The sequence below is a fragment of the Caballeronia sp. ATUFL_F1_KS4A genome (genome assembly GCF_023630905.1).
In the GTDB taxonomy this organism is placed as follows: domain Bacteria; phylum Pseudomonadota; class Gammaproteobacteria; order Burkholderiales; family Burkholderiaceae; genus Caballeronia; species Caballeronia zhejiangensis.
In genome coordinates this window covers 36,136-57,133 of record NZ_JALQEB010000002.1, presented here as the reverse complement: position 1 = coordinate 57,133, position 20,998 = coordinate 36,136, and the positions used below count along the sequence as shown (strand labels likewise).

Here is a 20,998-nt window from a genome sequence, read left to right as displayed (position 1 = left end):
ATTCGATAACGCCTTTATCACCGGCCGATAAACCGGTGTGAAGTGAAATCTGAAGCGGCACTGCGCGTACTTTTAAAAAACCGGTAAGGGTTGAGCGCCGATCGTCCGCCCGCGGCCGGATGAGGCTGCGAGCGGTTCACGGACGGATACGAAAACAGCGCCGCCGGATAGCTGGCGCCGCCAGACTGCCTACTGCTTGACGACGTCGAGTACGTCCTTCTTCTTGTCCTTGAAGTCGTACAGCGTGATGGTCCCCGCCTTCAGATCGCCCTTGTCGTCGAATGCGATATGCCCCGTCAGACCGTTGTAGTCGGTCGTGGCAATCGCAGCGAGCACCTTGGGCGCTTCGATGGAGTTCGCACGCTTCATTGCATCGACGATCACGTACATCGCGTCATACGTGAACGGCGCGTAAATCTGCACCGGCGTGTGAAAGCGCGCTTCGTACTTCTTCTCGAAGTCGGCTCCCTTGTCCATCTTCGAAAGCGCGAGCCCCGCCTCCGAGCAGACGATGTTCTGCACCGCGTCGCCCGCGAGCTCGGCCACCTTGTCGGTGCAGACGCCGTCGCCCGCCAGAATCTTCGCCTTGATGCCGAGCGCCGCCGCTTCCTTGGCGAACGGGCCGCCCGTCACGTCCATGCCGCCGTACATCACGACGTCCGGCTGGATGCGCTTGATCTTCGTGAGAATCGCTTTGAAGTTGCGCGCCTTCTCGGTCGTTGCTTCGCGCGCGGCGATCTTCACGCCGCCGGCCTGCGCGCTCTTCGTGAATTCGTCGGCGAGGCCGCGGCCGTAGGCACTCGCGTCGTCGACCACGACGATCTTCTTCGCGTGCAGCGTCTTCATCGCGTAGCCGGCGAGGACCGGGCCCTGCAACGCATCGGTCGCGACGACGCGAAACGTCGTCTTGTAGCCCTGCTTCGTGTACTCGGGATTCGTCGTCGACGGCGAAATCTGCGCGATGCCCGCATCGCTGTAGATCTTCGACGCCGGAATCGACACGCCCGAATTCATGTGGCCGATCACCGCAACCACGTGGTCATCGACGAGCTTCTGCGCGGCTTCGGTGCCGACGCGCGGATCGGCTGCATCGTCCTGGGCGTCGAGCTCGAGGCGGATGGAACGCCCGTCGATGGTCAAGCCTTGCGCGCTGATCTCCTCCAGTGCGAGACGCGCGCCGTTTTCGTTGTCCTTGCCGAGGTGAGCCTGCAGGCCCGTGAGGGGCGCCACATGACCGATCTTCACGACAGTTGCTTCGCTCGCGGGCGCTGGCGCCGGCGCGGACGCAACGGGCACGGCGGCGGAACTCGCTGCCGATGCCGCTGTGCTCGCCCCGCCTTCATCCTTCTTGCCGCATGCGGTTGCCATTGCAACCGCAGCCGCGATGGACACGGCGTGAGCAAACTTGAATCGCATCAAATAGGTCTCCTGCGCCTCTAAAAACTGTCGTCGTGAACCCTTCTGGCCTCAAGACGCGCGCATTGTAACGCTAAATATGAGACGAGCAATATTCTTGCGTGGCGGGGTTTTCCAGCATTGCAACCAGCATTTTCGAGCGATTTTCCGGCTAGAGCGCAACCGGGTTGCGATCCGCATTTGTGCAGCAGTTGCACCACAACGGGAACAGGTTTAATCGATCGGTTCCGACGGTTACGTTTGCTTATCCGATTTACGAGGAAACCCTGAAGGCTTTCGGCGAAATTGCTCGTCGCGGCGCGCGCCCCATATCGGTGCTTACGCTTGGTGTCATCTCTCGCGTGAGGGTTCCGTTTCGATGGCGCCCGATGGGTTTCAAGCGCGAAAAAAAAGCGCCCGCAGGCGCTTTTTTAGAGGAAGGCCGCTAGTTACTGCGGCAGCGACAGTCCGCGCGGCAGCGGAAACGAGATCGTCTCTTCGATGCCTTCGAGCGAGCGCACGTTGCGCACGCCGAGTTCACGCAGACGCGCGATCACGGCCTGAGCCAGCACTTCCGGCGCCGATGCGCCCGCCGTCACGCCGATGCGCTTCTTGCCTTCCACCCACCGCGGATCGATCTGCGTCGGCGAATCGACCATATAAGAAGGGATGCCGCGCTTCTCAGCGACTTCACGCAGACGGCTCGAATTCGAGCTGTTCGGGCTGCCGACGACGATCACGACGTCGCACTGCGGCGCGAGAAATTTCACCGCGTCCTGGCGATTTTGCGTCGCGTAGCAGATGTCCTGCTTCTTCGGCTCCTTGATCTCGGGATACTTGCTCTTGAGCGCGTCGATGATCGCGGAGGCATCGTCGACCGAAAGCGTCGTCTGCGTCACGTACGCGATGCGCTGCGGATCGGGCAGATCGAGCTTCAGCACGTCGTCGATATCCTCGACGAGATGCATGCCCTCGCCCGACTGGCCCATCGTGCCTTCGACTTCCGGATGACCCTTGTGGCCGATCATCACGATGTCGAAGCCTTCCTGACGCATCTTCGCGACTTCGATATGCACCTTGGTCACGAGCGGGCACGTTGCGTCGAACACGCGCAGGCCGCGCGCCTCCGCTTCGCTGCGCACCGCTTTCGAGACGCCGTGCGCGCTGAAGATCAGTGTCGCGCCTTCGGGCACGTCGGACAGCTCTTCGATGAAAATCGCGCCCTTCTTGCGCAGATCGGCGACGACATATGCGTTATGCACGATCTCGTGGCGCACGTAGATGGGCGCGCCGAACAGTTTGATCGCGCGCTCGACGATCTCGATCGCGCGATCGACGCCCGCGCAAAACCCGCGCGGCTGCGCGAGCAGGATTTCGACGTCGGTCTGAACTTCGTTGAGGCTTTCAATCATGGTTACAGAATCCCGATGATTTTCACTTCGAAGACGAGCGCCTGGCCCGCGAGCGGGTGATTGAAATCGAACAGTGCCGCCGTTTCGCCGACTTCCTTCAGCACGCCGGCGTAGCGTCCGCCGTTCGGCGCGTTGAATTCGACGAGATCGCCGGGAGAAAAATCCTCGCCGATCATGCTGTTTTCGCGCAGCGTCGCGAGCGACACCCACTGGACCAGTTCCGGATTGCGCGGCCCGAACGCCTGATCCGGCGTTAGCTGAAAGGTCGAATGGTGGCCGACCTTCAGTCCCAGCAAAATCTCTTCCAACGGTTCGGCGAGTTGCCCTGCGCCTAGCAGAAGCGTCGCGGGCTTGTCGGCGAACGTATTGACGATGTCAGCACCATCGGCAAGCGCGAGCCGGTAATGAAGCGTGACGTGCGAACCGGGTTTCACCTCGGAGATATCGATGATGCTCATGAGTATTGGATGTGGCCGTTCGTTTGAAGGCAGGGCGCAGGCCCCGCATGGGGCGGCTCTTCGGCGCGTGGCAGCGAACCGCACGGCGCCCGTGCGAACCGGACGCCAAAACCGCTATTGTAAGACAGAGTTGTGGCAGCACGCGTCACGCGGCTCAGTCCCGTGTGCGCTTGCCCGCACGCCACGCGGTCCGGGAGCACCGCGATGAGCGCCGATCTGCGGCTCGTGCCGCCGCTCGTCGCACCCGACGGCGACAGTTTGTCCGCGATCGCGCCTCTCCTGCCGATCCGCAAGTGGGCGCGCGCGGACCGGCCGCGCGAACGCCTGCTCGATATAGGCCCGGCGTCGCTGTCGGACGCGGAACTGTTCGCCTTGTTCCTGCGCACCGGCCTTCCGGGGGCCACGGCCGTCGATGTGGCGCGTCAGCTTCTGCTGCGTTTCGGGTCGCTGCGCGGCGTGCTGGACGCGTCGGCGGCGGAATTGCGCGAACTGCGCGGCATCGGGCCGGCGCGGGCGGCGACGCTCATCGCCGTATCGGAATTGTGCCGGCGCGCGCTCGCCGAGAAGGCGCGCGATCGCGAACTGCTGAACGCGCCGGGCGCGGTGGAAGACTATCTGCGGCTCTTGATCGGCACGCGGCCCTACGAGGTGTTCATCTCTCTGTATCTGGATGCTCGCCATCAGTTGCTGCATGTCGAGGAGTCGGCGCGCGGCTCGCTGACGCGCGTGGCCGTGTATCCGCGTGAGATCGTGCGGCGCGCGCTCACGCTGAACGCGGCGGGGCTCATCGTCGCGCATAATCATCCGTCGGGCGGCGTCGAGCCGAGCGCGAACGACCGGCGACTCACCAAGACGCTGCAGGACGCGCTGACGCTCATCGACGTGCGGCTGCTCGATCACATCGTCGTGGCGGCGAACGAGGTCTTCTCGTTCGCGCGGCATGGCTGGCTGTGACGGCATAAAACGTTTGATATTGCAGCGTTTTTCCTGTTAGAATCCTCGTTTGCTTTTCTCAACCCGCCTGTTCTGAACGAATGCGGCCCTCATTGGCATAACCGTGCTGCCAAGTCCCCGATCGGCAAATTGGGCGATAAGAGGCATCGAAGCTGAAAGCGAGTGCTTTCGATTCGAGCGTTCGTCTCGGACTCAACGTGTATTAGGAGTGTCACCATGGCACGCGTATGCCAAGTAACTGGGAAAGGCCCGATGTCGGGCAACAACGTTTCCCACGCAAACAACAAGACCAAGCGTCGCTTCCTGCCGAACCTGCAGAATCGCCGTTTCTTCGTTGAAAGTGAAAATCGCTGGGTGCGTCTGCGCGTTTCGAACGCCGGCCTGCGCCTGATCGACAAGAACGGTATTGACGCCGTGCTCGCAGACCTGCGCGCACGCGGTGAAATCTAAGGAGCACGCACATGGCCAAGGGCGCACGCGACAAGATCAAGCTGGAATCGACCGCAGGCACGGGTCACTTCTACACGACGACCAAGAACAAGCGCAACATGCCGGAAAAGATGCTGATCAAGAAATTTGATCCGGTCGTCCGCAAGCACGTTGAGTACAAGGAAACCAAGATCAAGTAAGCCGCTTGATTTTTGAGTAGCCTGCACGAAGACAGCAGAAAGCCCCGCACCTCGCGGGGCTTTTTGTTTTCCGGTGCCGCTTTAACACGCTTTGCACACGATCGTGCGGGGGTTTTCGCTGTCACGGAATGTTCATGCGCGTTATGCTTGCCGGCTATCGACGAAGAACACGGACGGAGAACCGGCAGCATGAATTTCGATGTGGCGATCGTAGGAAGCGGCCTCGCGGGTCTGAGCGTCGCGCTCAATCTGGCCGAGACGCGGCGCGTCGCGATTCTCGCGAAGCGCGCGGCGAGCGTCGGCGCAAGCGATTGGGCGCAAGGCGGCATCGCGGCGGTGCTGGACTCCGCCGACAGCGTCGACAATCACGTCGACGATACGCTCGTCGCGGGCGGCGGACTGTGCGACGAAGCCGCGACGCGCTTCATCGTCGAAAACGGGCGCGCCGCGATCGAATGGCTCATCGACGAAGGCGTGCCCTTCACGCGCGATGTCTCCGCCGAACTCGGCTTCCATCTGACGCGCGAAGGCGGTCACAGTCATCGCCGCATCATCCACGCCGCCGACGCGACCGGCCACGCGGTGGTCACGACGCTTTCCGAACGCGTGCGCAACCATCCGAACATCACCGTCCTCGAAGATCACTACGCGATCGACCTGATCACGTCCGACCGTCTCGGGCTGCCCGGCCATCGCTGTCACGGCCTCTACGCGCTCGATCTGAACTCGGGCCGCACCGTGACGATCCAGGCGCCGCACACCGTTCTCGCGACAGGCGGCGCGGGCAAGGTCTATCTCTATACGACCAATCCCGACACCGCGACCGGCGACGGCATCGCAATGGCGTGGCGCGCGGGTTGCCGCGTCGCGAACATGGAGTTCATCCAGTTCCATCCGACGTGCCTCTTCCATCCGTATGCGAAGTCGTTTCTGATCTCCGAAGCGGTGCGCGGCGAAGGCGGCGTGCTGCGTCTGCCGGACGGCACGCGCTTCATGCCCGCGCACGACGAGCGCGCCGAACTCGCGCCGCGCGATATCGTCGCGCGCGCGATCGACTTCGAGATCAAGAAGCGTGGCATCGATTGCGTGTATCTCGACATCAGCCACCAGCCGCGCGCGTTTCTCGAAGAGCACTTTCCGACGATCCTCGCGCGCTGCGCCGAATTCGGCATCGATATCGCGAAGGAGCCGATTCCCGTCGTGCCCGCCGCCCATTACACCTGCGGCGGCGTCGTCACGGACCTCGCGGGGCGCACGGATCGTCCGGGGCTGTATGCGGTCGGCGAGACGTCGTACACGGGTCTGCACGGCGCGAACCGGCTCGCGAGCAATTCCCTGCTGGAATGCCTCGTGATCGGGCGCGCGGCGGCGCAGGCGATCGAAGCGGACGGCTTCTCGAATGGTTGTCACGCCCAACTGCCCGACTGGGACGAAAGCCGCGTGTCCGATCCGGACGAGGAAGTCGTCGTCGCGCACAATTGGGACGAGCTGCGCCGCCTGATGTGGAATTACGTCGGCATCGTGCGCACGGACAAGCGCCTTGCGCGCGCGCAACATCGCATCGCGCTGCTGCGCGACGAGATTCACGAGTACTACGCCAACTTCAAGGTGAGCCGCGATCTGCTGGAACTGCGCAATCTCGTCGATGTGGCGTCGCTGATCGTCGAAAGCGCGTGCTCGCGCCGCGAGAGCCGCGGCCTGCACTACAGCCGCGACTGGCCCGCGACCTTGCCGAAAGCGCTGCCGACGGTGCTGATGCCGCCGGCCGCGCGCCGCACGAGCCTTTAGAGCAGACGCATCGAGAAATCGGTCGCGCGCAGGTCTTTTGTGAGCGCGCCGATGGAAATGCGATCGACGCCCGTGTCCGCGATCGCGCGCACCGTGTCGAAGTTCACGCCACCCGACACTTCGAGCAACGCGCGCCCGGCCGTGATGCGCACCGCGTCGCGCATCATGTCGAGCGTGAAGTTGTCGAGCAGGATCGATTCGGCCCGATGTGCGAGCGCCGTCTCGAGTTGCTCCAGCGTTTCGACCTCGATCTGAATCGGCACGCCCGCCTTCAGCGCGAGCGCCGCATCCATCGCCGCGCCGACGCCGCCCGCCGCTGCGATATGGTTTTCCTTGATGAGAATGCCGTCGTAGAGCGCGAGGCGCTGATTCGCGCCGCCGCCGACGCGCACCGCGTATTTCTGCGCGAGCCGCAAGCCCGGCAGCGTCTTGCGTGTGTCCAGAATCCGTGCGCGCGCGCCTTCGATCGCGTCGACATAGCGGCGCGTGGCGGTCGCGACGCCCGACAGCAATTGCAGGAAGTTGAGGCCGTTGCGCTCCGCCGTCAGAAGCGAGCGCGCCGGGCCGTGCAGCAGTACGACCGTGGAGTTGGCCGCCATGCGATCGCCTTCGCGATACTGCCATTCGACTTCGATCGTCGGATCGACGCGGCGCATGACTTCGTCGAACCAGGGCGCGCCGCACAGCACCGCTTCCTCGCGCACGATGATGCGCGCGGTGCGGCGGGCGTCGGCGGGCACGAGGCGCCCGGTGTGATCGCCCGTGCCGACGTCTTCTTCGAGCGCATCGACGACATTGCGTGCGAGCGCATCGTCGAATGCTTCGCCGTATTGCTTGCGGACTTCCTCGAAAATCGCCGGATACGTCATCACGCGGCTCCCACGTTCGAAAACAGCGTTCCGTCCTTGGCGAGATCGCCGCTCGCCTGCACGCGTTTCTTGTGACGCGCCGCGAAGTCGAGCATGCGATCGATCGGCACGCGCGCGCGCTGCCCGATGGCCGGATCGACGTGAATCTCGTTGTGACCGCGTTCGAGCACCTCGGCGAGATTGGCGAGACCGTTCATCGCCATCCACGGACAGTGCGCGCAGCTCTTGCAGGTCGCGCTGTTCCCGGCGGTCGGCGCTTCGATGAAAATCTTGCCGGGCGCGGCGAGCCGCATCTTGTGCAGGATGCCGAGGTCCGTCGCGACGATGAAGCGCTTCGCGTCCAGCTTCACCGCGGCGTCGATGAGTTGCGTGGTCGAGCCGACGACATCCGCGAGCGCGACGACGCCTTCCGGCGATTCCGGGTGCACGAGGATTTTCGCGTCGGGATATTCGTTGCGCAGCAAATCGAGCTCGATGCCCTTGAACTCGTCGTGGACGAGACACGAACCTTGCCACAGCAGCATGTCCGCGCCGGTCTTCTTCTGGATGTAGCTGCCGAGGTGACGATCCGGCGCCCACAGGATTTTTTCGCCGCGCGCGTGTAGATCGGCGACGATTTCAAGCCCGATCGACGATGTGACCATCCAGTCCGCGCGCGCCTTCACGGCCGCGCTCGTGTTCGCGTACACGACGACCGTGCGGTCCGGATGCGCGTCGCAGAATGCTGAGAATTCGTCGGCCGGGCAGCCGAGGTCGAGCGAGCAGGTCGCGTCGAGATCGGGCATCAGCACGCGTTTGTCCGGACTCAGAATCTTGGCCGTCTCGCCCATGAAACGCACGCCCGCGACGACCAGCGTTTTCGCAGCATGATCGCGGCCGAAACGCGCCATTTCGAGCGAATCGGCAACGCAGCCGCCAGTTTCGTCGGCGAGTTCCTGGAGCTCAGCGTCGACATAATAGTGCGCGACGAGCACGGCTTCTTCGCGCTTGAGCAACGCGCGAATGCGCTCCTTCAACTCGCGCTTCCGTTCCGCCGACGGTGCGTCCGGCACGCGCGCCCACGCTTCGCCCACTCCACACGTCAGGCCTTGCGGCCGGTCGTACTCGACGCTCCTGATCGCTTCCATGTTCCTGTCCCCTGCTCCGTGCCAACAACGTAACGCAAGAATCGGCTGCACAAAAACAAAGACCCCGCCAGAGCGGGGTCTTGTGACGTCCTTAAATTTTAACGGATATCGCGCGTCAGGCGTAGCGGCGCAGACGCAACGCGAAGTCTTGCAGCGCCTTGATGCCGCTTTCTTCCGCGCGATGGCACCAGTCCTGCAATTGCGTGACGAGTTGCTCGCGCGATGCGTTGGAGCGATCCCACATCGCCGACAGATCCTTGCGCAGCTCGATGAACGTGCGCAGCTTCTGATTATCCGAAGTCAGCTCCGGCAGTTGCTTCAACTGCGGCTCGTTCAGGCCGTCTTCTTCCTTGTGGAACCACTTGCGCGCGCCGCGCATCAACTGATATTTCTCGCGCGCGCCGGCCTCCTTCAGCTTCGCCAGTTCCTGCGCGTAGGCGTGCTTGAGCGCCTTGCCGTAGCGCGCCATCACTTCGTAGCGGTTGGCGAGCACGGCCTGCAGCGTGTCCTGATCGACGACGGCCTTGCTGGCGGCGAGCTTCGGCGTCGGCGCGACCTTCTTGACCTTCGCGAGGCCGACCATCGACATCATGCGGATGTACAGCCAGCCGATGTCGAACTCGTACCACTTGCTCGACAGCTTCGCGGACGTCGCGAACGTGTGATGGTTGTTATGCAGTTCTTCGCCGCCGATCAGAATGCCGAGCGGGAAGATGTTCGTCGATGCATCCGACGAATTGAAGTTGCGGTAGCCCCACCAGTGCGCGAGACCGTTGACGACGCCCGCCGCCCAGAACGGGATCCAGATCATCTGCACGGCCCAGACCGACAGACCGACGATGCCGAACAGCGCCACGTCGATGACCATCATGATGCTGATGCCCAGGATCGGATAACGCGTGTAGACGTTGCGTTCCATCCAGTCGTTCGGCGTGCCGTGACTGAACTTGCGCATGGTTTCTTCGTTTTTCGCTTCCGCGCGATAAAGCTCCGCGCCTTCGAGCAGCACCTTCCAGATGCCGCGCGTCTGCGGGCTGTGCGGATCTTCTTCGGTTTCGCACTTCGCGTGGTGCTTGCGGTGGATCGCCGCCCACTGGCCGGTCAACATGCCGGTGGTCATCCACAGCCAGAAACGGAAGAAGTGGCTCGCGACCGGATGCAGATCCAGCGCGCGATGCGCCTGGCAACGGTGCAGGTAAATCGTGACGCCGGCGATCGTGACGTGAGTCATCGCAAGCGTGAACAGCAGAATCTGCCACCAGGAGAAGTCCAGCAATCCGTTGGCGAGAAATTCAAGGGAAGAATTCAGCAAGGCAGTTACCTGTGTAGCTGTGAAATTCGGGAAAAATGGCCGGTCGAACAGACTTCGAACAACGCGTTGGGCACATGAAAGGAACGTGCGCAAGTTCGATCGCATTCTACTGCATGCGTTCCAAGTCTTTGTCCTAAAGGTGAAATTTTTTGAATCGTACTAAAACGAGGAAAAACTCACGCCCCGAATTGGTGTTGATTCCGACGCCAAATCGAAAGATTGGTTCTGACGATCAGCGATCAGGCGGCAGGCGCAGCGCTTTCACCGCCGCTTCCGGCATTAAGTACCGATTCGCCGCCCCGGCGGGGCACGCCATCGATAATCCTTATCTCGCGCTGAGCGTACGGGATTTCAATGCCATGCTCGCAGAATAACCGCCAAACCGCGCGATTCACGTGCGACTTTACGCCGCCTGTACCTTTGGCGGCCTCTTCGATCCAGAAGCTCAGTTCGAGGTTGATTCCGTCCGCGCCGAAGCTCGCGAGCAGTGCCGCGGGCGCCGGGTCCTGCAACACGCGCTCGACGCCCTGCGTTGCTTCGACGAGCAACTGCATCGCGCGTTCGACGTCGCAGCGATAGCTCACCTGCACCGCGATCTTCGCGTTGCCGCGCGTGAGAAACGACGAATGGTTCTGCACCACGTCGGTGATGAGCTTTTCGTTCGGAATCAGCGTTTCGATGCCGTCGAGGCCGCGCACCACCGTGTATCGGGTGCGAATCTGCGTGACCGTGCCCTGATTTCCGCTGACATTGATCATGTCACCGAGCCGCAAGGAGCGGTCCAGCAGAATGATGAAGCCCGATACGTAATTGCTCGCGATCTTCTGCAAGCCGAAGCCCAGCCCGACGCCGAGCGCGCCGCCGAACACGCCGAGCACCGTGATGTCGATGCCGACGATCGACAAGCTCACCAGAATGGCGGCGAGGATCATCAGCGCGCGGCCGACGCGCGCGAGCACCACTTTGAGATTCGCGTCGAGCGAGCGGGCGCGCATCAGGCGGTCGTCGAGCAGCGCGCCCGCCCACATCGCGACGATCAGCGTCACGCACACCCACAGCACGCCCGAGGCGAGCGAGAGCAGCGTCATGTGCGCGTTCGCGAAGTTGAAGCGCACGCTCGCCATCCAGTGGACGACGTCGTCCTGAATGCCCATGACGGTGAGCACCATCGTCACCCAGACGATCACGGTGACGAGTTTCTCGAAGAGATACAGCAGCGCGTTCGCCTCGTGCTCCGTCTGGCCGCGGCTGAACACGCGCCGCGCGACGTAGAGCATCGTGTAGATGACGGTGATGCCGCACAGCGGCACGAGCGCGAGCCGCAACAGCGACGTATGGATGAACGGCGCGAGCACGACCTGCGCGATCGACACGAAAACCGTGCCGAGCAACGGAAACAGCGCCTTGTTGAGACTTTCCGCGCCGAAGCGCACGGCTTCGAAACGCGACTGGCGGCGCGCATCGAGCTTCTTGCGAAGCAGACGCGCGCACCACCACGCCACTACGAGCAGGCCGACGAGCGCGGCCACCTGCCAGATCACTTCCGGCTCGCCGAAATCGCGGAAGAGCCGCGCGGAGAGTTCGTTCAGGAAGTGGTTCTGCATTGCTTACGCGGTTTCTTCGGCCGCTTTGGGCGCTTTTGCGGCGTCCGGCACGCGCTCCAGCACCGCCGCGAAGAAGCCGTCGGTGCCGTGCTTGTGCGGCCACAGCGACAGGAATTCGCCCGTATCGAGATCGATGCGCTGTTCCGCCAGCACGTCGCGCGCGGGCACGACGCGGAAGTTCGGATGCGTCTCGAGGAACTGCTTCACGACGTCTTCGTTCTCCGCTTCGAGCATCGAGCAGGTCGCATAGACGAGACGGCCGCCGGTCTTCACGAGGCGCGCGGCGCTCGACAGGATCGAGAGCTGCTTGGGCGTGAGTTCCGCGACGGTCGCGGGCGACTGGCGCCACTTCAGATCCGGATTGCGACGCAGCGTGCCGAGGCCCGAGCACGGCGCATCGACGAGCACGCGGTCGATCTTGCCCGCGAGACGCTTGATCTTCGCGTCGTGCTCGCTGTCGATCAGCACCGGATTCACGTTCGACAGACCGCTGCGCGCAAGCCGCGGCTTGAGCTTCGCGAGCCGGCGATCGGACACGTCGAAGGCGTAGAGACGGCCGGTCGAGCGCATCATCGCGCCGAGGGCGAGCGTCTTGCCGCCCGCGCCCGCGCAGAAATCGACGATCATTTCGCCGCGGCGCGGGGCCATCAGCGAGCAGAGCAACTGGCTACCCTCGTCCTGCACTTCGATCCAGCCTTCCTGGAACGGCGCGAGACGCGTGAGCGCCGGCTTGCCGTCCACGCGGATGCCGAACGGCGCGAACGGCATTTCGCCGGCGTCGATGCCCGCTTCGGTCAGCGCCTTCAGCACGACCTTGCGATCCGCCTTGATCGGATTCGAGCGCAGATCGAGCGGCGCGGGATAGTTCAGCGCGGCGGCGAGCTGCGCGAGTTCCTCCGGCTCGAAGCGCTTGCCCATCGCGTCGTAGATCCACTGCGGCAGGTTGGTCCGCACGCGCACCGGCAAGCTCGCCGGATCGATCTTCGAGACTTGCGAGAGCCATTGATACTCATCGGCCGAGACGAACGGCTTCAGCGCGGAGAGCCCGGCCGTCTGCATCAGCCCGAGCAGCGCCAGACGGCGCGCCTGGTTGCCGCTGCCGCTTTCCGCGAGATGCGAAAACTCCATCTTCCGGCGCAGCACCGCGAAAACCGCCTCGGCGATCACGCCGCGCTCGCCGTGCCCGAGCTTCGGATGCGCGCGGAAAAAGCGGCTCGTCGCGGCATCGGCGGGGCCGGAAAAGCGGAGCACGTCCGCAAGCAGCGTTTCGGTTTGTCCGATCAGAAATCCATGCAGCCTCATACGCCCTCCCCGGCAATGTCGGCAAAGAGCCATTGCGGCTCAGACGGCGTGAGCGCGACGCGCTCCCCTTCGATAGAAAGACGCCCTTCGATAAACCAGCGCACCGCGCGCGGATAGATGTCGTGCTCGACCTTGAGCACGCGCGCGGCGAGCGCGGCGGCATCGTCGCCGGCGACGACCGGCACCGCGCCTTGCGCGACGATCGGCCCGTGATCGAGCGTCGGCGTCACGAAATGCACGCTTGCGCCGTGCACGCGCACGCCGGCGTCGAGCGCCTGCTGATGCGTACGCAAGCCCGGAAAACACGGCAGCAGCGACGGATGAATGTTGAGCATGCGCCCGGCATATTTCCCGACGAAGGCGTCGGTCAGCACGCGCATGAAGCCGGCCAATACGACGAGATCGGGCTCGAAGCGATCGATTTCACGCGCGAGCGCGGCATCGAACGATTCGCGACCGTCGAACTGACGATGATCCACCACGTTCGTTTCGATGCCGTTCGCGGCCGCGAAGCCTAGCCCGGCGGCATCGGGCCGGTTGGAAATGACCGCGCAGACGCGAGCCGGCCAGCCTTCGCGCGCGCATGCACGCACGACGGCCTCCATGTTGCTCCCGCGTCCGGAGATCAGAATGACGATTTTTTTCATCCGCGGATTTTATCATTCGAAGGGTGCGAAAATCGTGCCATACGGGTTCGGTCAGGCATCGCGCCGGGGCGCTCGCGCCCGTCCTCCTTGCGAGCGTTTATAATCTAACGCTTTGCAGCATCAGCCCCTCCCACCGACCATCGCCTATCGTGAGAGTCTTTCGCGGCCTCCCCAATGCCGAAAGCCGGGCGCCCTGCGCACTGACCATCGGCAATTTCGACGGTGTCCATCGCGGCCACCAGGCGCTGCTCGCGCACGTGCGGGCAGCCGCCGACGCGCGCGGCCTGCCGGTCTGCGTGATGACTTTCGAGCCGCATCCGCGCGAGTTCTTCAATCCGGCGGGCGCGCCGCCGCGCATCGCGATGCTGCGCGACAAGCTCGAAGCGCTGCGCACCAACGGCGTCGATCGCGTGGTGGTCGAGCATTTCAACAAGACGTTCGCGGGACAATCGCCGGATACGTTCGTGAAGAACGTCATCGTCGATGGCCTGCACGCGCGCTGGGTCATGGTCGGCGACGACTTCTGCTACGGCGCGAAACGCGCGGGCAATTTCGAGTCGTTGAAAGCCGCCGGCGAGAAATACGGCTTCGAAGTCGAGCAGATGGCAACAGTCGCGCATCCGAACGGCACGCGCATATCGTCGTCGTCGGTGCGGGCGTCGCTCGTCGCGGGCGATCTCGACGCGGCGCAAGTCGCGCTCGGGCGCCCGTATGTCATCAGCGGTCACGTCGTGCACGGCGCGAAGCTCGGACGCGATCTCGGCTTTCCCACGCTGAATCTGCCGATCGCGCACAAGCGGCCGGCGCTCGCGGGCATCTTCGTCGTGCGCGTGCACGGCCTCGCCGATGAACCGCTGCCCGCCGTCGCGAGCCTCGGCCTGCGCCCGACCGTCGACGATTCCGGCCGCGTGCTGCTCGAAGTGTTCGTGCTCGACTGGCACGGCGACGCCTACGGCAAGCTCGTGCGCGTCGAATTCCTGAAGAAGCTGCGCGACGAGGAAAAGTACGTCGACCTCGAAACGCTCGGCCGCGCCATCGCGAAAGACGTCGACAACGCGCGCGCGTACTTCGGCCTGCCGCCCGCGAGCAACGCCGGCAGCCGCGCGACGGGCTTCGCCATCTCGGCGACCGACCGAATTAGGTGAGCGTGCGGCGCGTTCTTGTGCCGTCCGCTGCCCCGCTTCCGAATCACCGCGCGCTAAAAGACGAGCGCCGTCTCACCGAATTCACTGAGTCACCCATGAGCGACAAGAAAGAAAAAGCCTCCTCGAAGTATCCCGTCAACCTGCTCGACACGCCCTTCCCGATGCGCGGCGACCTGCCCAAGCGCGAACCCGCGTGGGTCAAGGAGTGGCAGGACAACAAGATCTACGAGAAGATCCGCGCGGCGTCGAAGGGCCGCAAGAAGTTCATCCTGCACGACGGCCCGCCGTATGCGAACGGCGACATCCACCTCGGTCACGCCGTCAACAAGATCCTGAAGGACATGATCGTCAAGGCGCGCAATCTCGCGGGCTTCGACGCGGTCTACGTGCCGGGCTGGGACTGCCACGGCATGCCGATCGAAATCCAGATCGAAAAGCAGTTCGGCAAGACGCTGCCCGCCATCGAAGTGATGCGGAAGGCGCGCGCGTATGCGGGCGAGCAGATCGAAAAACAGAAGGTCGGCTTCCGGCGCCTGGGCGTGCTCGGCGACTGGGACAATCCGTACAAGACGATGAACTTCGCCAACGAAGCGGGCGAGATCCGCGCGCTCGGCAAGATCATGGAGAAGGGCTTCGTGTTCCGCGGCCTGAAGCCGGTAAACTGGTGCTTCGACTGCGGCTCGGCGCTGGCCGAAGCGGAAGTCGAATACAAGGACAAGACCGATCCGACCATCGACGTCATGTTCGCGTTCGCCGAACCGGAGAAGACCGCGCAGGCGTTCGGCCTGCCCGCGCTGCCGAAGACGGAAGGCGGCATCGTCATCTGGACGACGACGCCCTGGACCATTCCCGCGAACCAGGCGCTGAACGTGCATCCGGAGATCGTCTACGCGCTCGTCGATACGCCGCGCGGTCTCCTGATCCTCGCGCAGGAGCGCGTCGAAGCGTGCCTGCAGAACTACGGCCTGACGGGCGAAGTCATCGCGACGACGACCGGCGAAAAGCTCGCGAACCTGCGCTTCCACCATCCGCTCGCGGCAGCGCATCCGGGCTACAAGCGCACGGCGCCGGTCTATCTCGGCGATTACGTGACGACGGAAAGCGGCACGGGCATCGTGCATTCGTCGCCGGCGTATGGCGTGGAAGACTTCGTGTCGTGCAAGGCGCACGGCATGCCGGACTCGGACATCATCAACCCGGTGATGGGCGATGGCCGCTATATCGAATCGTTGCCGCTGTTCGGCGGGCTGTCGATCTGGAAGGCGAATCCGCAGATCGTCGAAGCGCTCGAAGGCGCGGGATCGCTGCTCAAGAGCGAAAAGTACACGCACAGCTACATGCACTGCTGGCGCCACAAGACGCCGATCATCTATCGCGCGACCTCGCAATGGTTCGCCGGCATGGACGTGAAGCCGAAGGACGGCGGCCGCACGCTGCGCGAGATCGCGCTGGAAGGCGTCGAGAACACGGCGTTTTATCCGTCATGGGGCAAGCAGCGTCTTTACAGCATGATCGCGAATCGCCCGGACTGGACGCTTTCGCGTCAGCGTCAGTGGGGCGTGCCGATGGCGTTCTTCGTGCACAAGGAAACCGGCGAGCTGCATCCGCGCACGCTGGAGTTGCTGGAAGAAGTGGCGAAGCGTGTGGAGGAAGGCGGCATCGAAACGTGGCAATCGCTCGATCCGCGCGAACTGATCGGCGACGAAGCCAACATGTACGAGAAGAACCGCGACACGCTCGACGTGTGGTTCGATTCCGGCACGACGCACTGGCACGTGCTGCGCGGCTCGCACAAGGATTCGCTGCAGTTTCCGGCCGATCTCTATCTCGAAGGCTCGGACCAGCATCGCGGCTGGTTCCATTCGTCGCTGCTCACCGCGTCGATGCTCGACGGCCGCGCGCCCTACGACGCGCTGCTCACGCACGGCTTCACCGTCGATGGCGAAGGCCGCAAGATGTCGAAGTCGCTCGGCAACGGCATCGATCCGCACGAAGTGTCCAATCGCCTTGGCGCGGAAATCATCCGTTTGTGGATCGCATCGACGGACTATTCGGGCGAGCTCGCGATCTCCGAGGAAATCCTGAAGCGCGTGACGGAGACGTATCGCCGTATCCGCAACACGCTGCGCTTCCTGCTCGCGAATCTGTCGGACTTCGATTTCGACAAGAACGCGCTGCCGGTTCAGGACTGGCTCGAAATCGATCGATACGCCATCGCGCTCACGCGCAATCTGCAGGACGACGCCCTCGCGCACTACGAGAAGTACGAATTCCATCCGGTCGTCGCGAAGATCGCGACATTCTGCTCGGAAGACCTCGGCGGCTTCTATCTCGACGTGCTGAAGGATCGCCTCTACACCACGAAGCCCGATTCGCGCGAGCGCCGCAGCGCGCAAACCGCGCTGTTCCATATCGCGCACGGCTTGTTGCGTCTCGTCGCGCCGTATCTGTCGTTCACGGCCGAAGAAGCGTACAAGGTGCTCAAGCCCGGTCAGGAAACGATCTTCACGGAAGTCTTCGCGACGTATCCGGAGATCGCGAACGGCGGCGATCTGCTCGACAAGTGGACGCTCATCCGCAGCGCGCGCGGCGACGTCACCAAGGCGCTCGAAGAAGCGCGCACGGCCAATCAGATCGGTTCGTCGCTGCAGGCGGAAGTCGTGGTTCGTGCGAGCGGCGCGCGTTACGACGCACTCGCGAGTCTCGGCGATGCATTGCGCTTCGTGCTGATCACGTCGTCGGCGCAAGTGGAAAAGGTGGCGAGCGAAGCAGAAGAAGGCGTCGATGTCGCCGCGTCGAGCTACATGAAGTGCGAGCGCTGCTGGCACTATTGCGCCGATGTCGGCTCGCACCCGGAACATCCGGGCCTCTGCGGCCGCTGCTTCTCCAATCTCTTCGGCGCAGGCGAAACGCGAGGCGCGGCATAAATGGCTCGAACGATGGCAAAGCAAACTTCCGTTAGAACCGCGAGCAGCGGTTCGCTCGCGCCGTGGCTCGGCGTCGCGCTGATCGTCATTCTGTTCGACCAGTTGACGAAGATCGCCGTGCAGCGCGTGTTCGCCTATGGCGATCCGCATGCGCTCACGCCCTTTTTCAATCTGCTGCTCGTCTACAACCGCGGCGCGGCGTTCAGCTTCCTCGCGATGGCGGGCGGCTGGCAGCGCTGGGCGTTCACGGCGTTGGGCGTCGTCGCGGCGATCGTGATTTGCTATCTGCTCAAGCGCCATTCGGGGCAGCGCATGTTCTGCACGGCGTTGTCGCTCATCATGGGCGGTGCGATCGGCAATGTCATCGACCGGATTGCGTACGGGCACGTCATCGACTTTCTGGATTTTCATGTGAACGCGTGGCACTGGCCGGCGTTCAACCTCGCCGATAGCGCGATCACCGTCGGCGCGGTCCTGCTGATTTTCGACGAACTGCGGCGCGTGCGCGGTTCACGTTGATATTCACGACGCGGCTCCTCTCACGGAGCCGTGTTCTTTTGCGATGGAGGCAAGTTGGAACTCGCGGGCAAACATCTCGTTTTAGGACTGACCGGCGGCATCGCCTGCTACAAGATCGCCGAACTGACGCGCCTGCTCGTCAAGGCCGGCGCGACCGTGCAGATCGTGATGACCGAAGCGGCCACGCAGTTCATCACGCCCGTCACGATGCAGGCGCTGTCGGGCCGTCCCGTGTACACGTCGCAGTGGGATGCGCGCATGCCGAACAACATGCCGCACATCGATCTTTCGCGCGAAGCGGATGCGATCGTCATCGCGCCCGCCTCGACCGACTTCATGGCGAAGCTCGCGCATGGCATGTGCGACGACCTGCTTTCGACGCTGTGCATCGCGCGCGATTGCCCGCTGCTCGTCGTGCCCGCGATGAACCGCCAGATGTGGCAAAGCCCGCCGACGCAGCGCAATGTCAGCCAGCTTCGCGCCGATGGCGTCGAAGTGCTCGGTCCGGATTCGGGCTCGCAGGCGTGCGGCGAAGTCGGCGACGGCCGCATGATCGAGCCGGAAGCCGCGTTCGAAGCGATCTGCGCGTTCTTTCAGCCGAAGATTCTGCGCGGCCAGCGCGTGCTGATTACCGCCGGTCCGACCTTCGAGCCGCTCGATCCGGTCCGCGGCATCACCAATCGTTCGTCGGGCAAGATGGGCTTCGCGCTCGCACGCGCGGCGGCGCAGGCGGGCGCGGACGTGCATCTCGTCGCCGGTCCGGTTTCCCTGCCGACGCCGTGGGGCGTGTATCGCGAAGACGTGCAGACCGCGCAGGAAATGCACGATGCGGTGATGGCCGCGACCCCTGACACCGACATCTTCATCGCGGTCGCCGCGGTGGCGGACTGGCGCGTCGATCACGTCAGCGAGCAGAAGATCAAAAAGACCGCCGACGCGTTGCCGACGTTCAACTTCATCGAGAATCCGGACATTCTCGCGTCGGTGGCGAAGCTGCCGAATCCGCCTTTTTGCGTCGGCTTTGCGGCGGAAAGCGGCAATCTCGAGGTTCATGGCGATGAGAAACGCAAGCGCAAGAACGTGCCGCTGCTGATCGGCAATATCGGACAGCTCACGTTCGGACGCGACGACAACGAAGTCGTGCTGTTCGAAGAAAGCGGCACGACACCGCTGCCGCGCGCCGGCAAGCAGGAACTCGCGCGCACGCTGATCGCGGAGATCGCAAAGCGCGCGCCGAAGACCGGCGGCACGCTGTTGTCGTGACCGAACTCGACGCCGCGCGCACGCGCTCCTATCGACTTCCCGCCGATGCTTTCGAGCTCGGCCATTCCATTCAATAACGCCTCGATCCATGAAACTCGACGTCAAGATTCTCGATGCGCGCATGCGCGACTTCATGCCCGCCTACGCCACGCCCGGCAGCGCGGGCCTCGATCTGCGCGCGTGCCTCGATGCGCCGCTCGTCATCGAGCCGCATCAGACCGTGCTCGTGCCGACCGGCCTCGCCATTCATCTGGCCGATCCCGGCTATGCCGCGATGATCCTTCCGCGCTCGGGTCTGGGTCACAAGCATGGCATCGTTCTCGGCAATCTCGTTGGGCTGATCGATTCGGATTATCAAGGCCAACTGATGGTTTCGACGTGGAATCGCGGCGACACCGCGTTCACGCTGAACCCGATGGAGCGTCTCGCACAGATGGTGATCGTGCCGGTCGTGCAGGCGCAGTTCAATATCGTCGATGATTTCGAAGCGAGCGAGCGCGGGCTTGGTGGATTTGGAAGTACCGGGAAACACTGAAAGCGAATGCACTCGCGCTGGGACGAGACATAGATCGTCCCACTGATCAGTTCCATTACCGATGAAACGCGGATTATCTTTTAGATAATCCGCGTTTTTGTTTAACGATCCAAAATATCGAACTTTCAAATAGGAAAATTCTCGCAATCAAATCGCTTGCGCGTATTACAAACCTTCACAGTTATTTTGACATTACAAACCTATAACTCCCTACAGCAAAAGAACGCGCGGACTATCTCCATCAACATAACTGCAGCTATCTCGGCGCGTTGTTCGAGACAGCATCGAGTTCATCGCTTGACGATGAGCCCAATGTTTTCACGCACGTTTCCGCTGCGAAATTCCGATTCAAATGTTTGTTGTCGACTCTGACTTAATAAACCCGTGGAGGTAGCCATGTAGACCGCTTCAATACTCGATCCAACTGGATTAATCCGCGCCGCTTTATTTAGGATTCACAGTCATATCTCTAGGAGTGCATCATGGCCCAAGAATGTATGTTTTCAGACAACTACCAGCTCGCACTGGAATTTCCCACCGTCTCGCTGTCCGGCCTTGCACCGCCTGCCAGTGGATTCAAATTCTACGACCACTGGTTTTACTCCAATGACGCTGGCGTCCAATCAGTCTGCAACCCCGGCCGTGATGGGCAGGCGCTTCTGGGCGAAACAACTTCTACCGTAGTAAGTAAGCTCGATGTGGCTCAAGTGAGTTTCTACTCCAACACCTACACCGCGCAAATGTTTCCGACGTCGTATAACGGCCTGTTCTACCTTGTCGCCATTCAAGTAGATGCAGACATACACGGCAATGACTGCGAGGAAATCATCCTTGGCCCGCTTCCGCCCCCGCCTCTGGAAACCGTACTGGCGAGCCCCGACGATCACCACGATTCGTCGTGCATGCAAGGAATCGGCTGGAGATTTTTCACCATATTCGGAGTGTCGCCGGACTTCGTAAAACCCTCATCGGCAGTCTCGTTTCACAGCAATAACGGGGAACACGGCAAGTTTCGGCTCTCAGGTACAACTGGAGATAAAGACTTGCGCATCGTAACCATCAGCTCGATCAACATCATGGTCGGAACGCTCAACCCGTGAGGACGCAAACAG

19 protein-coding genes are annotated in these 20,998 nt (G+C 62.8%); 10 read left to right on the top strand and 9 right to left on the bottom strand.

Annotated features, from left to right (window positions below; genetic code table 11):
• Positions 1-189: 189 nt before the first annotated feature.
• The 3 genes from NCS03_RS03315 to NCS03_RS03305 all read right to left on the bottom strand — a co-directional run bounded on the left by NCS03_RS03315 (position 190) and on the right by NCS03_RS03305 (position 3,265).
• The gene (locus tag NCS03_RS03315; protein WP_008351162.1) at positions 190-1,416 is read right to left on the bottom strand and encodes a branched-chain amino acid ABC transporter substrate-binding protein; all 1,227 of its coding nucleotides are present in this window, start codon (positions 1,414-1,416) and stop codon (positions 190-192) included.
• Positions 1,417-1,844: 428 nt separating this feature from the next.
• Positions 1,845-2,807 carry a 4-hydroxy-3-methylbut-2-enyl diphosphate reductase gene (gene ispH / locus NCS03_RS03310; protein WP_008351164.1) on the bottom strand — a complete coding sequence of 321 codons (963 nt, stop codon included), beginning with the start codon at positions 2,805-2,807 and terminating at the stop codon, positions 1,845-1,847.
• 2 nt (positions 2,808-2,809) lie between these two features.
• A complete protein-coding gene (locus NCS03_RS03305) occupies positions 2,810-3,265 on the bottom strand; it encodes an FKBP-type peptidyl-prolyl cis-trans isomerase (RefSeq protein WP_008351167.1) in 456 nt (151 codons plus the stop codon).
• A gap of 204 nt (positions 3,266-3,469) precedes the next feature.
• Between NCS03_RS03305 and radC the strand changes: the two genes are divergently transcribed.
• The 4 genes from radC to nadB all read left to right on the top strand — a co-directional run bounded on the left by radC (position 3,470) and on the right by nadB (position 6,636).
• Positions 3,470-4,219, top strand: a complete 750-nt coding sequence (radC, locus tag NCS03_RS03300) for a RadC family protein (protein ID WP_081851872.1) — start codon at positions 3,470-3,472, stop codon at positions 4,217-4,219.
• 216 nt (positions 4,220-4,435) lie between these two features.
• Positions 4,436-4,669, top strand: coding sequence for a 50S ribosomal protein L28 (gene rpmB / locus NCS03_RS03295; RefSeq protein WP_008351171.1), 234 nt, complete (start codon positions 4,436-4,438; stop codon positions 4,667-4,669).
• Positions 4,670-4,680: 11 nt separating this feature from the next.
• Positions 4,681-4,848 (top strand): 50S ribosomal protein L33, encoded by a 168-nt coding sequence (rpmG, locus tag NCS03_RS03290; protein ID WP_007180630.1) that lies wholly within the window; start codon positions 4,681-4,683, stop codon positions 4,846-4,848.
• 189 nt (positions 4,849-5,037) lie between these two features.
• Positions 5,038-6,636, top strand: a complete 1,599-nt coding sequence (nadB, locus tag NCS03_RS03285) for an L-aspartate oxidase (RefSeq protein ID WP_008351184.1) — start codon at positions 5,038-5,040, stop codon at positions 6,634-6,636.
• Here nadB and nadC read toward each other — a convergent pair.
• The 6 genes from nadC to purN form a co-directional block, all read right to left on the bottom strand.
• Positions 6,633-7,505 (bottom strand): carboxylating nicotinate-nucleotide diphosphorylase, encoded by an 873-nt coding sequence (gene nadC, locus NCS03_RS03280; protein WP_008351185.1) that lies wholly within the window; start codon positions 7,503-7,505, stop codon positions 6,633-6,635. The genes nadB and nadC overlap by 4 nt on opposite strands.
• Positions 7,505-8,632 (bottom strand): quinolinate synthase NadA, encoded by a 1,128-nt coding sequence (gene nadA, locus NCS03_RS03275; RefSeq protein WP_250528752.1) that lies wholly within the window; start codon positions 8,630-8,632, stop codon positions 7,505-7,507. Before nadA ends, nadC begins: the two co-directional genes overlap by 1 nt.
• Before the next feature lie 115 nt (positions 8,633-8,747).
• Entirely contained in the window at positions 8,748-9,944 is a 1,197-nt protein-coding gene (locus tag NCS03_RS03270) for a DesA family fatty acid desaturase (protein ID WP_008351187.1), read from the bottom strand.
• Between the two features lie 239 nt (positions 9,945-10,183).
• Positions 10,184-11,548 carry a mechanosensitive ion channel family protein gene (locus tag NCS03_RS03265; RefSeq protein WP_008351188.1) on the bottom strand — a complete coding sequence of 455 codons (1,365 nt, stop codon included), beginning with the start codon at positions 11,546-11,548 and terminating at the stop codon, positions 10,184-10,186.
• Between the two features lie 3 nt (positions 11,549-11,551).
• Positions 11,552-12,850, bottom strand: a complete 1,299-nt coding sequence (locus NCS03_RS03260) for an RsmB/NOP family class I SAM-dependent RNA methyltransferase (protein ID WP_008351189.1) — start codon at positions 12,848-12,850, stop codon at positions 11,552-11,554.
• Entirely contained in the window at positions 12,847-13,497 is a 651-nt protein-coding gene (purN, locus tag NCS03_RS03255) for a phosphoribosylglycinamide formyltransferase (protein WP_244807745.1), read from the bottom strand. Before purN ends, NCS03_RS03260 begins: the two co-directional genes overlap by 4 nt.
• A gap of 149 nt (positions 13,498-13,646) precedes the next feature.
• On the opposite strand from purN, the gene NCS03_RS03250 reads away from it, so the two are divergent.
• The 6 genes from NCS03_RS03250 to NCS03_RS03225 all read left to right on the top strand — a co-directional run bounded on the left by NCS03_RS03250 (position 13,647) and on the right by NCS03_RS03225 (position 20,986).
• Entirely contained in the window at positions 13,647-14,642 is a 996-nt protein-coding gene (locus NCS03_RS03250) for a bifunctional riboflavin kinase/FAD synthetase (protein ID WP_008351191.1), read from the top strand.
• 95 nt (positions 14,643-14,737) lie between these two features.
• On the top strand, positions 14,738-17,569 hold the full coding sequence (ileS, locus tag NCS03_RS03245) for an isoleucine--tRNA ligase (protein WP_008351192.1): 2,832 nt from the start codon (positions 14,738-14,740) through the stop codon (positions 17,567-17,569).
• Complete coding sequence (lspA, locus tag NCS03_RS03240) at positions 17,570-18,088, top strand: signal peptidase II (RefSeq protein ID WP_033537118.1); 519 nt, start codon at positions 17,570-17,572, stop codon at positions 18,086-18,088.
• 54 nt (positions 18,089-18,142) lie between these two features.
• The gene (gene coaBC, locus NCS03_RS03235) at positions 18,143-19,351 is read left to right on the top strand and encodes a bifunctional phosphopantothenoylcysteine decarboxylase/phosphopantothenate--cysteine ligase CoaBC (protein ID WP_034472998.1); all 1,209 of its coding nucleotides are present in this window, start codon (positions 18,143-18,145) and stop codon (positions 19,349-19,351) included.
• Positions 19,352-19,439: 88 nt separating this feature from the next.
• Positions 19,440-19,886, top strand: a complete 447-nt coding sequence (gene dut, locus NCS03_RS03230) for a dUTP diphosphatase (protein WP_008351195.1) — start codon at positions 19,440-19,442, stop codon at positions 19,884-19,886.
• A gap of 482 nt (positions 19,887-20,368) precedes the next feature.
• Positions 20,369-20,986: a hypothetical protein gene (locus NCS03_RS03225; protein ID WP_175982816.1), complete on the top strand. Its 618-nt coding sequence runs from the start codon at positions 20,369-20,371 to the stop codon at positions 20,984-20,986.
• Positions 20,987-20,998 lie beyond the last annotated feature (12 nt).